At 76.6% G+C, this 12,511-nt stretch carries 12 protein-coding genes, 1 tRNA gene and 1 riboswitch; of the genes, 6 read left to right on the plus strand and 7 right to left on the minus strand.

Annotation, left to right across the window (positions count from 1 at the left end; genetic code table 11):
- Positions 1 to 18 precede the first annotated feature (18 nt).
- Positions 19 to 537: a universal stress protein gene (locus tag CHB98_RS09405; protein ID WP_089305355.1), complete on the plus strand. Its 519-nt coding sequence runs from the start codon at positions 19 to 21 to the stop codon at positions 535 to 537.
- A gap of 11 nt (positions 538 to 548) precedes the next feature.
- On the opposite strand, the gene CHB98_RS09410 is transcribed toward CHB98_RS09405, so the two are convergent.
- A complete protein-coding gene (locus tag CHB98_RS09410) occupies positions 549 to 1,049 on the minus strand; it encodes a DUF2505 domain-containing protein (RefSeq protein ID WP_089305356.1) in 501 nt (166 codons plus the stop codon).
- A 78-nt stretch (positions 1,050 to 1,127) separates the two neighbouring features.
- Between CHB98_RS09410 and CHB98_RS09415 the strand changes: the two genes are divergently transcribed.
- Positions 1,128 to 1,628: a YdeI/OmpD-associated family protein gene (locus CHB98_RS09415; RefSeq protein ID WP_218822315.1), complete on the plus strand. Its 501-nt coding sequence runs from the start codon at positions 1,128 to 1,130 to the stop codon at positions 1,626 to 1,628.
- A 73-nt stretch (positions 1,629 to 1,701) separates the two neighbouring features.
- Positions 1,702 to 2,700 (plus strand): bile acid:sodium symporter family protein, encoded by a 999-nt coding sequence (locus CHB98_RS09420; protein ID WP_089305357.1) that lies wholly within the window; start codon positions 1,702 to 1,704, stop codon positions 2,698 to 2,700.
- Here CHB98_RS09420 and katG read toward each other — a convergent pair.
- From katG to CHB98_RS09435, 3 genes are all read right to left on the minus strand, one after another.
- Positions 2,669 to 4,888 carry a catalase/peroxidase HPI gene (katG, locus tag CHB98_RS09425; protein ID WP_089305358.1) on the minus strand — a complete coding sequence of 740 codons (2,220 nt, stop codon included), beginning with the start codon at positions 4,886 to 4,888 and terminating at the stop codon, positions 2,669 to 2,671. The genes CHB98_RS09420 and katG overlap by 32 nt on opposite strands.
- 10 nt (positions 4,889 to 4,898) lie before the next feature.
- A complete protein-coding gene (locus CHB98_RS09430) occupies positions 4,899 to 5,372 on the minus strand; it encodes a Fur family transcriptional regulator (RefSeq protein WP_089305359.1) in 474 nt (157 codons plus the stop codon).
- A gap of 113 nt (positions 5,373 to 5,485) precedes the next feature.
- Positions 5,486 to 5,559 (minus strand) — tRNA-Ile (locus tag CHB98_RS09435).
- Between the two features lie 341 nt (positions 5,560 to 5,900).
- Positions 5,901 to 6,064, plus strand: a riboswitch (cyclic di-AMP (ydaO/yuaA leader).
- An 11-nt stretch (positions 6,065 to 6,075) separates the two neighbouring features.
- Here CHB98_RS09435 and CHB98_RS09440 point away from each other — a divergent pair.
- Positions 6,076 to 7,296, plus strand: a complete 1,221-nt coding sequence (locus CHB98_RS09440; protein WP_089305360.1) for a M23 family metallopeptidase — start codon at positions 6,076 to 6,078, stop codon at positions 7,294 to 7,296.
- 21 nt (positions 7,297 to 7,317) lie between these two features.
- Here the strand turns inward: CHB98_RS09440 and CHB98_RS09445 are convergent, their stop codons facing one another.
- A complete protein-coding gene (locus CHB98_RS09445; RefSeq protein WP_245821038.1) occupies positions 7,318 to 8,229 on the minus strand; it encodes a maleylpyruvate isomerase family mycothiol-dependent enzyme in 912 nt (303 codons plus the stop codon).
- 211 nt (positions 8,230 to 8,440) lie between these two features.
- Between CHB98_RS09445 and CHB98_RS09450 the strand changes: the two genes are divergently transcribed.
- Positions 8,441 to 8,734: a hypothetical protein gene (locus tag CHB98_RS09450; protein WP_143425049.1), complete on the plus strand. Its 294-nt coding sequence runs from the start codon at positions 8,441 to 8,443 to the stop codon at positions 8,732 to 8,734.
- Positions 8,735 to 9,122: 388 nt separating this feature from the next.
- On the plus strand, positions 9,123 to 9,623 hold the full coding sequence (locus CHB98_RS09455; protein ID WP_089305362.1) for a DUF3145 domain-containing protein: 501 nt from the start codon (positions 9,123 to 9,125) through the stop codon (positions 9,621 to 9,623).
- Positions 9,624 to 9,810: 187 nt separating this feature from the next.
- Here the strand turns inward: CHB98_RS09455 and CHB98_RS09460 are convergent, their stop codons facing one another.
- On the minus strand, positions 9,811 to 11,220 hold the full coding sequence (locus tag CHB98_RS09460; protein ID WP_089305363.1) for an acyl-CoA carboxylase subunit beta: 1,410 nt from the start codon (positions 11,218 to 11,220) through the stop codon (positions 9,811 to 9,813).
- Positions 11,221 to 11,228: 8 nt separating this feature from the next.
- Positions 11,229 to 12,470, minus strand: a complete 1,242-nt coding sequence (locus CHB98_RS09465) for a beta-ketoacyl-[acyl-carrier-protein] synthase family protein (RefSeq protein ID WP_089305364.1) — start codon at positions 12,468 to 12,470, stop codon at positions 11,229 to 11,231.
- Positions 12,471 to 12,511: the final 41 nt, after the last annotated feature.

The following is a 12,511-nucleotide window of genomic DNA, read 5'->3' on the forward strand; positions in this document are numbered from 1 at the left end:
CCCGGTGAGGAGGCCGTCGTGACCCAGCAGACCGGTACGGGCCGGCCGCGCGTCGTCGTCGGGGTGGACGGGTCGTCCGGGGCGCGGGCGGCGCTGCGCTTCGCCCTGGAGGACGCCGCCCGCCGCGGCGTCCCGCTGGAGGTGGTCGCCGCCTACCGGCCGCCGGAGGAGTGGCTGGACTTCTACGTGGTCCGCGACGTCGACGTCGACCCGATCGAGCGGACCGCGCGCGAGCGGGCGCAGGCGCTCCTCGACGAGGTGCTGCCCGCGGTGCCCCGGCCGCCCGCGGAGGTGGCGGTGCGCGCGGTGCTCGGGACGGCGGCCGACGTGCTGGTGCGGGAGTCCGCCGGCGCGGACCTGCTGGTCGTGGGCAGCCGGGGGCACGGCGGGTTCTCCAGCGTGCTGCTGGGCTCGGTGGGCCTGCAGTGCGTGCTGCACGCGACCTGCGCGGTCACCGTCGTGCACTCCCCGGAGGCCCACCGGCAGCGGTGGCTGCACCGCCAGCCCGCCCGGCGCGGCCGCAGCGCCGTCTCCTGACGCCGGCCGGCTCAGTCCGGGGAGCCCAGCCAGCGGCGCAGCACGTCGTCCTCCCGGCGCAGCACCACCACGGCCAGCTCGCGCACCGCGGCCTCCGCCTGCCGCCCGACGACCGGCGCGTCGACCTCCGCCTCCCCGGTGACCGTCGAGCGGGTGCCCCCGGCGACCGGGCGCAGCCGGCGCTCCCCGCGCACCGCCGCCGTCCGGCCGAAGATGCGGGTCTCCACCAGCAGCACGCCGCGGTGCCCGCCGTCGCCGTCGGCCGCCCAGCTGCGCCGGTCGGAGACGTCGACCTCGCGGCCGACGAAGCGGGTGAACACCGCCGGGATGCCGAGCGTCGGGACGACGAGGCGCACGGCGGTGCGCGGGCCGCCGTCGGCCGGGGTGCTGTCCACCGACTCCAGCCGCGCCCCCAGGGTCCGCGCGTAGTCGCGGAGGAACGCCTCGTCGGTGAGGACGGCGAGGACGTCGTCCGGACCGGCCGGGAACGTGGCGGTGTGGTCGATGGGCACGCCACATCATCCTCCGCCGGGCCCGGCGGCGCCCGGCGGGCTGGTCCGCCCGACCGGGTCGGCGCCACCGTCCCGACCGTGGGCCAGGGGCGAGCTGGTGGCCCGGGCGCCGGCCGGGTCCACGCGGCGGACCGGTCGGCGTGGCGGTCCTGGCTGGCGGACGACGCCGCCACCTCCGGCGGCGTGTGGCTGGTCTACGACAAGGGGCCGGGACGGCGGCTCGGCTACGACGACGTCGTCGAGGAGGCGCTGTGCTCCGGCTGGGTGGACAGCCGGCCCGGCAGCCTCGACGACGCCCGCGCGGTGCTCGACGTCGCGCCGCGCCGCCCGCGCAGCAACTGGTCGCGCGAGAACAGGGAGCGGGTCGCCCGGCTGCGCGCGACCGGCCTGATGACCCCGGCCGGGGAGGCCGTGGTGGCGGCGGCGGAGGTCAGCGGTGCCTGGACCGCCCCGGACGCCGTCGAGGACCTCACCGAGCCCGACGACCTGCGGGCCGCGCGGGTGGCCACGATCGTCGCGGAGGCCGCCGAGGGGCGGCGGGCGAACCAGTGGCGGCAGCCCGGCGGCGCCCGCCGCTGACCGGCCCCGGTTGTGGGCGGCGCCCCGTGCTGTGACGGTGGCCCCGTCGGGCACCGTGACGGGAGGGGGCCTCGTGGACGGCATCGCCGCGGTGAGCGCGTTCGTCGGGCGCTGGTTCGCGCTCATCGTCGTGGCGGCCGGGGCGGCCGCGCTGGCCACGCCGGGCACCTTCGCCGGTGGCGGCGTCCTGGTCCCGTACCTGCTGATGGTGATCATGCTCGGGATGGGGATGACCCTGCGGCCGGCCGACTTCGCCGTCGTGGCCCGCCGGCCGTGGGCGTTGCTGCTCGGGGTCGCGGCGCAGTACGTGGTGATGCCCGGGGTGGCGTGGCTGCTCACGCAGGCGCTGGACCTCCCGGCCGCCGTCGCCGCCGGGGTCGTGCTCGTCGGGGCCGCGCCGGGCGGGACGGCGTCCAACGTCATGGTGTACCTGGCGAGGGGCGACACCGCCCTGTCCGTGGCCATGACGTCGGTGTCGACGCTGCTGGCCCCGCTGTTCACCCCGCTGCTGGTGCTGTGGCTGGCGGGGGAGTACCTGCCCGTCGACGCCGGCGGGCTGTTCACCTCGATCGTGCGGATCGTGCTGGTGCCGGTGCTGCTCGGGCTGGTGCTGCGGCTGGTCGTCCCGCGGCTGGTCGAGCGCGTGCTGCCCGCCCTCCCGCTGGTGTCCGTCGCCGGCATCACCGCGGTCGTCATGATCGTCGTCGCCGGCAGCGCCGGGACGATCGCGAGCGTGGGCCTCGTCGTCGTCCTCGCCGTCGTGCTGCACAACGGGCTCGGGCTGGCGCTCGGCTACGCGGTCGGCCGGCTGTCCGGCATGGACGTCGCCGCCCGGCGGGCGATCAGCATCGAGGTCGGCATGCAGAACTCCGGCCTCGCGGCGGGGCTGGCCACGGTGCACTTCGGCCCGGCGGCCGCGCTGCCGGCGGCGGTCTTCTCCGTCTGGCACAACTTGTTCGGGTCGCTGCTGGCCGGCTACTGGGCCCGGCGTCCGGACGCCCGGCCCGCGGGAGCGGGCCGGGCGTCCGGACGGGGGACCTCTACCGCAGGTCGAAGCGGTCGAGCTCCATGACCTTGACCCACGCCGAGACGAAGTGCCGCACGAACTGCTCGTGGGCGTCGTCGGCGGAGTAGACCTCGACGATGCCGCGCAGGACGGAGTTCGAGTTGAACACCAGGTCGGCGGCGGTCGCGGTGCGGACGACGGTGCCGTCGGCGTCCAGGCCCTCGTAGACGCCCTCGGTGTCGACCGAGGTGCGCCACTGGACGCCCAGGTCGAGCAGGGTGCGGAAGAAGTCCTGCGACAGCACGCCCGGCCGGTCGGTGAACACGCCGTGCCGCGTGCCGCCGGTGTTCGCGCCGAGCACGCGGAGCCCGCCGACCAGGACGGTCATCTCCCGCGGGGTGAGCTCGAGCATGTAGGCCCGGTCGACCAGCAGCGTCTCCGGGGCGAGCTTGCTGCCCGGCCGGATCCAGTTGCGGAAGCCGTCGGCCCGCGGCTCGAGCCAGCGGGAGTTGTCGACGTCGGTCTGCTCCTGGGTGGCGTCGGTGCGGCCGGGGGAGAACGGCACGGTCACCGGCACGCCGGCGTCGGCGGCGGCCTGCTCCACCGCCGCGCTGCCGCCGAGCACGATGAGGTCGGCCAGGGAGACCCGCCTGCCGGTCCCGGACTCGAACTCCGCCTTGACCCGCTCCAGGACCGGGAGGACGTCGCGGACGCCCTCGTTGACCGCCCAGCCGATCTGCGGCTCCAGGCGCAGCCGGGCGCCGTTGGCCCCGCCGCGCTGGTCGGTGCCGCGGTAGGACGCCGCCGCAGACCAGGCGGTGTGCACCAGCTGCGGGACGGTCAGCCCGGAGGCGAGCAGCCGCGCCTTGAGGTCGGCGACCTCGGCCTCGCCCACCAGCTCGTGGTCGACAGCCGGCACGGGGTCCTGCCAGATGAGCTCCTCGGCCGGCACGTCCGGGCCGAGGTAGCGGCTCCTGGGGCCCATGTCGCGGTGCAGCAGCTTGAACCAGGCGCGGGCGTACTGGTCGGCGAAGTACTCCGGGTCGGCGTGGAACCGCTCGGAGATCCGGCGGAACTCCGGGTCGGCGAGCAGCGCCAGGTCGGTCGTCGCCATCATCGGCGGGTTCTTCTTGCCCTCGATGTGGGCGTCGGGGACGAGCTCCTGCGCCTCGGGGTCCCGGGGCTGCCACTGCTTGGCGCCGGCCGGGCTCTCGGTGAGCTCCCAGTCGTAGCTGAACAGCATCTCGAAGTAGGTGTTGTCCCACTGCGTGGGCGTCGGGGTCCAGGCGCCCTCGAGGCCGCTGGTGATGGTGTCCGCACCCTTCCCGGTGCCGTGCTGGCTGGTCCAGCCCAGGCCGTTGCCGTGCACCGGGCAGCCCTCGGGCTCCGGGCCGACGAGCTCGGGGTCGCCGGCGCCGTGCGTCTTGCCGAAGGTGTGCCCGCCGGCGATGAGCGCGACGGTCTCCACGTCGTTCATGCCCATCCGGCTGAACGTCACCCGGATGTCGTGGGCGGAGGCGGCCGGGTCCGGCCGGCCCTGCGGGCCCTCGGGGTTGACGTAGATCAGGCCCATGGTGACCGCCGCGAGCTCGCCCTCCTCGAGGTCGAGCGGGGTGTCCCCGGCGTAGCGCTCGTCGCCCAGCCAGGTGTCCTCGGGGCCCCAGAAGACCTCCTCGGGCTGCCAGACGTCCTCGCGGCCGAAGGCGAACCCGAAGGTCGGCAGGCCCATGTCGTCGTGGGCGACGTTGCCGGCCAGCACCAGCAGGTCGGCCCAGGAGACCTTCCGGCCGTACTTCTGCTTGATCGGCAGCAGCAGGCGGCGGGCCTTGTCCAGGTTGGCGTTGTCCGGCCAGCTGTTCAGCGGCGCGAACCGCTGGGCGCCGTCGCCGCCGCCACCGCGGCCGTCGGCGATCCGGTAGGTGCCGGCCGCGTGCCAGGACATCCGGATGAACAGCGGGCCGTAGTGGCCCCAGTCGGCCGGCCACCAGTCCTGCGAGGTGCGCATGACCTGGACCAGGTCGCCCTTGAGCTCCTCGACGTCCAGGGTGGCGAAGGCCGCCCGGTAGTCGAAGTCCGCACCGAGCGGGTCGGAGTCCCGCGAGGGCTTGTTGAGCACGCCGAGGTCGACCTGGTTGGGCCACCAGTCCTGCACGCTGCGCGGGCGACCGCTGGTGACCTGCGTCGGCGCGGGGATCGCCGGGTTCTCGCTCTCGCTGGTGCTCTTGCTGTGGTTCTTGTCGATCTCGTCGGTCACGACGGTCCTCTCAGTGCGGTCGGGCGGGGGACGGGGACGGGGGGACGGCGGCCGCGCAGGACGGACAGCGCCCCCAGAAGAGGACCTCGGCCTCGTCGACGAGGAACCCCTCGTCGGCCGACGGGGTCAGGCACGGCGCGACGCCGGGGACGCAGTCGACGTCGGCGATGGCCCCGCAGGCGCGGCAGACCACGTGGTGGTGGTTGTCGCCGACCCGTGCCTCGAAGCGGGCGTCGAGGCCCTCGGGCTCGATGCGCCGCACGAGGCCGGCGTCGACGAGGGCGCGCAGGACGTCGTACACCGCCTGGTGCGAGACCGCCCCCAGGCGGGCGCGCGCGGCGGCGATCAGCGCCTTGGTGTCCAGGTGCGGCTGGGCGCGGACGGCGTCCAGCACGGCCAGGCGGGGCCGGGTGACCCGCAGACCCGCGGCCTGGAGGGTGTGCTCGGGGTCCGGGACCTGATGGAGGTCCATGTCGTCGGGCACGACCGGATCGTGCAGCGTCTTCTTGACCGAGTCAAGGAAGGAGACGGGAGTCGCTTCCCGCCGGCTCGGGGGCGACGCCCGGACCCGGGTCGCACCCCGTGCGGTGGAGCCGGTGGGGCGGGTGGGGCTCGAACCCACGACCCAGGGATTATGAGTCCCATGCTCTGACCGGCTGAGCTACCGCCCCGCGTACCAGCCTGCCAGACTGCCCGGCACCCCCTGTGGACGACGCCGACCGCCGTCCCCAGGTCACCCGGTCGGGGCCCTCCGTGCGCGAGATCACACCGGCGACCGGGCGTGACCGGCCGTCTCCTGGGAAAACGTCGCCGTTGCGGGGCTCCGCCGGCGTCCCAGCTGTCCCGGTGGTCACCGCAGCGCATGCGGGCGCTGACGCGGCGTAGTGGTTCCACGCCTCGGCGGCACGCAGGCGCCCCGGTCCCGTTACCCGACCGTGACCTACCGGTCGGGTCCCGTGTAGGTTGCCCGACGGCCCTGCCGGGCTCAGCTCCTCGGGAACCGAGGGCCTCGGCACGGCCACCGCCGAACCGCCGAGGCCCCCCGGGGCCGACGCGGACCGGGGACCCACCGAACCTCTGGGGTGAGTCCTGCCTGCGCTGGGGGAGTGCAGGGAGGTAGGGCGCCGTCCGGCCCGAACCCGTCAGCTAACTCGGTAGGCGGTCACGAGGATGGGAGACCCGTCGCCTTGGCGACCCTGCACCGCCTGCACACCGTGGTCCGCTGCGCCACGTCACCCCGCAGCCCCCTGCGCGCGCCCCGCCGGGCCGCCGTCGTCGCCGCGGCGGTGGCCGGCCTCCTGGCCGCCACCCCCGTCGTCGCCGGCGCCGCACCCGCCCCCGCCGAGGAGCAGGCCTCCCTCGAGGAGCAGGTCGCCGGGATCGAGGAGCAGGTCCGCGCCGCCGAGGAGCAGCTGCAGCGGATGACCGTGGAGGCCGAGGCCGCGGCCGACGCCGCCCTCGTCGCCCGCGCCCAGCTCGCCGCCGGCCAGACCGAGGCCGAGCGGACGGCGGCGGAGCTCGCCGTCGCGCAGGCCGACGTCGCCGCCGCCGAGGCCGACATCGCCGACCTCGGCCGCGAGGCCTACATGGGGGCCGACGACCGCTACGGCGACCTGGAGATGCTGCTGGACGCGGACAGCCCCACCGAGCTGCTCCAGCAGGCCGCCACCATGGAGGTCATCGGCGACCACCGCGCGGCGCGGCTGCAGGAGTTCCTCACCGTCGCGGCGCGGCTGGAGCAGGCCGACAAGGCCGCCCAGGCGGCCGTCGCCCGGCTCGACGAGCTGGCCCGCACCGCGGCGGAGGCCGAGCAGGCCGCCAACGCGCACCTCGCCCAGGCGCAGGCCGACTACGACGCCCGCGCGGCGGAGAAGGCCCGCCTGGAGGAGGAGTTGCGCCGGGCCGGCGAGCGGCTGCTGGCGGCGCAGGGCGCCGCCGACGCCGCGGCCGCCTGGGGCGCCCGCCAGGCGCAGCAGCAGCAGACCCTCGCCGTGGCGTCCGGCTCCTCCGCCGGCATGCCGACGGCCGGCCGGGTGACCTCCTGCTACGGCCCCCGCTGGGGCACCATGCACCAGGGCATCGACATCGCCGCCCCGATCGGCACGCCCATCTACGTGCCCGAGGGCGGCGTGGTGCTGCAGGCCGGCCCGGCCAGCGGTTTCGGCCAGGCGGTCTACGTCCGGCACGGTGACGGCCAGATCACCCTCTACGGGCACGTCGACCAGTTCTTCGTCAGCGCCGGGCAGGTCGTCTCCGCCGGCGAGCACATCGCCGACGTGGGCAACAAGGGCCAGTCCACCGGCCCGCACCTGCACTTCGAGGTGCACCGGGGCGGCCTCTACGCCAGCCGGGTGGACCCGATGCCGTGGCTGCAGGCGCACGGCATCTCCCTCGGCGGGGCCTGCTGACCGGCTGAGCCTCGCGGGCGGTCAGCGCCGCCCGCGCAGCCGGCCGAGCAGGCCGCCGACACCGCCCAGGGCCTGCGCGGCGAACTGCAGCACCGGCCCGCCGGGGATGCCGGGCGCGGCGTGCACGATCGGCGCGAGGGCCAGCAGGCCGGCCGGCCCGTGCACCCGCAGCCGCCGCCGGGCCAGCGCCGCCACCGGGTCGGCCCGCCCCGACGCCGCCTCCAGCAGCACATCGGCCGGCGCCTCCACCGTGGTCCCGGCGACCTCCCCGGCCGGCACCCGGCGCACCGTCCAGCCGCCGGGGTCGGCGGCGAACACCCAGCCACCCTCCGGCGTCCGCAGGGACGCCCCGCCGGTGATCCCCTCGCGGGCCGCCACGGCACCGGTCACGTCGGCCAGCGCGGCCAGCCCCGCCTGCAGCACCCCGGACGGCGGCCGCGGCGCGCCGCAGGCGGCCAGGTCCAGCCCGTGCACCGCCAGCTCGTAGGACTGCGCCAGCACGACGCCCAGCAGCGGCAACCGGCCGGCCACGGACACCGCGGGTGCGGTGTCCAGCTCCTCCGGCTCCTCGGCCAGGTAGCGCGCGGTGGCCGCCCGGTTGCGCGCCAGCGCGGCCAGCACCTCCTCGCGGGTGGCGTCGCGGTGCGCCGCGGTCACCCGCGCGTTCGTGGCGTCCACGTCCGGGGGGACGCCGGCGCCGCCCGCCCGCGCCGAGGCGACCAGGTCGGCCAGGGCGGCGTGGTCGGCCCAGCAGCCCAGGTGCACGCACACCTCCTGGGCCCGCCAGCCGGGCAGCCGGGTGGGCCGGTGCAGGTCGACGGCGGCGGCCTGCCCGAGGAAGGCGTCCCACGCGCCGAGCACCATCGGGCCGACCACGCCGCGCCCGGCCGCCGCCATGCCTCGCCGCCGCACGCCGTCCCCGGGGTCGCCCACCCCCGCCGGGTACCCCGCCCCGGCCGGCGGCACCCCGCGCGGGTGAGGCCGGTCGAGGTGCGGCGTCCCGGGGACCGATGTCCCCTCCGTGGAGGACGGGCCGGACGACGACCGACGCGGCAGACCCCGCGGCGTCGTCCCGGGCCCCCTGGCGGTGCTGCGCGCCGTCCCCCACCTCCGTGGCGCGGGTCACGGCCACCTGCACGGTGCCGTGCGCGATGGCCTCGGCCCACAGGGGGAGGCGCAGGACCGCCTGCTGCTGCGCACCTCCGAGGTGCTCGCGGCCACCGACCCGCTCCCCGGCTGCCTCGACCCGTGGGAGTGGCTCGACCGGCTGGACGCCGCCGCGGCCGGCGCCGGCGCGGACCGCGGGGTGACCGCCGGCGTCGGCGTGACCGAGGTGCGCGCCGGCGACGAGGCGGGCGAGCTGCTCGGGCGGGCCGACCAGGCGGTGTACCGGGCCGAGTCCGCCGGCGGCAACCGGGTCACCGAGCTGGCGGTGTGACCGGCCCGGTCCTGGCCGGCGGCGGGTCGCGCCCGCACCGGTGCAGGCCGACCACTACGCTCGGTGAGCGGGTTCCGCAACCGGGCCGCGCGCCGGGGAGCCGGCCGTGCGGTCCGTGGGGAGATCCTGTGGACCTCCTGTGGGCTCGCGGTACACCCGTGGACGGCGGCCCCCGACCCGTGGTAGCGCGCTGACCAGCACGGAGGACCGGCGGCCGGAACGGTTGCGTCACAGCCGACCCATCTGCACCGTCCGCACTGGCGCGATGGGGCGACCATCGTGCACACTGTCTCCGGGACTCCTGGTCCGAGATCGCCGAACACAGCGCGTCACCGAATCGATCGTCCGTTGGGGAAGACGAGACCGATCGAGTCGATGGAGGTGCCCCGTGCAGCGACGGTCTACCCAGGGTGTCGTCTTCGTGCACGCGTGCCCGAAGGCGCTCTGCCAGCACGTCGAGTGGGCGCTCGAGCGCGTCATCGGCGCGCCGGTCTCCCTGTCGTGGGCCGACCAGCCCGCGGCGCACGGTTCCTACCGTGCCGAGGTCGCCTGGACCGGCGCCCCCGGGACGGGCGCGAAGCTGGTCGCCGCGCTGCGCGCGTGGCCGATGCTGCGCTTCGAGGTCACCGAGGAGGCCAGCTACGGCAACGACGGCGAGCGCATGTCCTACGTGCCCGGCCACGGCGTCTTCCGCGCCCCCACGAGCGCCAACGGCGACCTCGTGGTGAGCGAGCAGCAGCTGCGCAACCTGGCGGCCAACGCCACCTCGATCGAGGCATTCCGGCACGGGGTGGACGAGCTGCTCGGCGCCGCCTGGGACGCCGACCTGGAGGTCTACCGGCACGCCGGCGACGGCAGCCCGGTCACCTGGCTGCACCAGGTCGTCTAGCCTCCGACGTCCCGGTTCATCACGATCCGACCACGACGGGGGAGCGGCTGCGGCCCTCTCGTCGTAGGCTCAGACCGGTCGTCCGGACGTCGACGGGGAAGCGGCGTCCGGACGACCATGACCCTGCTCCACGCAGGTGGGCCCGGCAGCTCGCGGGGAGCTGCCGGGCCGCTGTGCTGCCGCGCGCTCAGAGCGGGATGTTGCCGTGCGCCCCGCGGCCGGCCGGTGCCGCCGCCAGCGCCGCCACGAGCCGCCGCCGGGTGCGCGACGGGTCGACCACCTCGTCGACGACGCCGAGCTGCACGGCCCGGTCGACCCCGCCGGCGATCCGTTCGTGCTCGGCGGCCAGCCGGGCGTGCAGCGCCTCCCGCTCCCCGGAGGGGACGGCGGCCAGCCGCTTGCGGTGCAGGATGCCGACGGCGGCCTTGGCGCCCATCACCGCGACCTCGGCGCCGGGCCAGGCGAGCACCGTCGTCGCGCCGAGCGAGCGGGCGTTCATCGCGATGTAGGCCCCGCCGTAGGCCTTGCGGGTCACCAGCGTCACCCGGGGCACCACCGCCTCGGCGAAGGCGTGCAGCAGCTTCGCGCCGCGGCGCACCACGCCGTCCCACTCCTGGCCGACGCCGGGCAGGTAACCGGGGACGTCGACGACTACCACCAGCGGGACGCCGAACGCGTCGCACATCCGCACGAAGCGGGCCGCCTTCTCCGCCGACGCGGAATCCAGGCAGCCACCCAGCCGCAGCGGGTTGTTGGCGACCACCCCGACGGTGCGGCCGGCCAGCCGGCCCAGGGCGGTGACGACGTTGGGTGCCCAGCGCGCGTGCAGCTCCAGCGGCGGGCCGTCGAGGACGGCGGACACCAGCGGCTTGACGTCGTAGGCCCGGTTGGCCTGCTCGGGCAGCAGCGCGCGCAGGTCGACGTCCGGCCCGCTGCCCGCCGGGTCGAGGACGCCCTGGGCGGCCAGCAGGTCGACGGCCTGCCGCGCCGCCCCCAGCGCCGCCTCCTCCGAGGCGGTGACCACGTGGACGACGCCGCTGCGCCGGCCGTGGGTGTCCGGGCCGCCCAGGCTCTCCATGTCGACGTCCTCGCCGGTGACCGAGCGGACGACGTCCGGCCCGGTGACGAACACCCGCCCGGCCGGGCCCATGACCACCAGGTCGGTCAGCGCCGGGCCGTAGGCGGCGCCGCCGGCGGCCGGCCCGAGGACGACGGAGACCTGCGGCACCCGCCCGGAGGCGCGCACCATCGCCGCGAAGACCTCGCCCACCGCGTGCAGCGCGCCGACGCCCTCGGCCAGCCGCGCGCCGCCGGAGTGCCAGAAGCCGACGACCGGCACCCGCTCGCGCACCGCGGTGTCGATGGCGTCCACGACGTGCCGGCAGCCGTCCACGCCCATCGCCCCGCCCATGACGGTGGCGTCGGTGCAGTAGGCGACCGCCGGGGTGCCCGCGACGGTGCCCCGGGCCGCGACGACGCCCGAGGAGTCGCGCGGGCCGAGCAGGGACAGCGAGCCGGGGTCGAGCAGGCGGGCCAGGCGGTCGCCGGGGTCGCGCGGGTCGGTGGTGGTCGGGGGAGCGGCGTGCAGCGTGGTCATCGGACTCGTCAGGCGGTGGTGAAGACCAGGGCGATGTTGTGGCCGCCGAAACCGAAGGAGTCGTTGACCGCGGCCTCGAGCCGGGCCTTCCGCGGCTCGCGGCGCACGATGTCGAGGGCCTGGACGGCGGCGTCGTCGTCCGGGTCGTCGAGGTTCGCGGTGGCCGGCACCAGCTGCTCGCGCAGCGCGAGGATGGTGAACACCGACTCCAGCGCGCCCGCGGCGCCCAGCAGGTGCCCGGTCTGGCTCTTGGTGGCCGTCACGAGGGCGTGCTCGCCGACGGTGTCCCGGATGGCGGCGGCCTCCGCGGTGTCGCCCACCGGCGTGGACGTGGCGTGCGCGTTGACGTGGCCGATGTCGGCGGCGGTCAGCCCGGCGTCGCGCAGCGCCGCGGCGATGGCCCGGCCGGCGCCCTCGCCCTCGGGGTGCGGCGCGACCAGGTCGTAGCCGTCGGCGGTGCCGGCGGCCCCGGCGAGGCGGGCGTGCACGCGGGCGCCGCGGGCGCGCGCGGCGTCGCCGCGCTCGAGCACCAGCGCGGCCGCGCCCTCGCCGAGCACGAAGCCGTCGCGGGCCTTGTCGAACGGCCGGGAGGCGCGCTCGGGCTCGTCGTTGCGGGTGCTCATGGCGCGCATCGAGGCGAAGCCGGCCATCGGCAGCGGGTGCACGCAGGCCTCCGCGCCGCCGACCAGCACCACGTCGGCGCGGTCCAGCCGCAGCAGGTCCAGCCCCCAGCGGATGGCCTCCGCACCCGAGGCGCAGGCGCTCACCGGGGCGTGCACGCCGCCCTTGGCGCCGACCGCCAGCCCCACCGCGGCGGCCGGGCCGTTCGGCATGAGCATCGGGATGGTGAACGGGGAGACCCGCTTGGGGCCCTTCTCCTCCAGGATGTCGTCCTGGCCGAGCAGGGTCAGCGCCCCGCCGATGCCGGTGCCGAAGACGACGGCGACCCGCAGGGGGTCGACCCCGGCGTCGGCCGCCCCGGAGTGCCGCCAGGCCTCCTCGGCGGCGACCACGGCCACCTGCTGGCTGCGGTCGAGCCGGCGGGCGCGGACGCGGTCGATCTGGGTGGACGGCTCGGTGGCCAGCCGGGCGACGAGCTGGGCGGGGAAGTCCCGGGCCCACTCGTCGGTGAGCCGGCTGACCCCCGACCGCCCGGCCAGCAGTGCGTCCCACGTGCTGGCGACGTCGCTCCCGAGCGGCGTGGTGGCGCCGAGTCCGGTGACGACGACGTCACCGATGGACGTGCTCATGACGGGTTCCTCCTGGGGCGGGCGGGCGGGGGCCGGGGGCG

This window comes from Geodermatophilus pulveris (genome assembly GCF_900188375.1).
Taxonomy (GTDB): domain Bacteria; phylum Actinomycetota; class Actinomycetes; order Mycobacteriales; family Geodermatophilaceae; genus Geodermatophilus; species Geodermatophilus pulveris.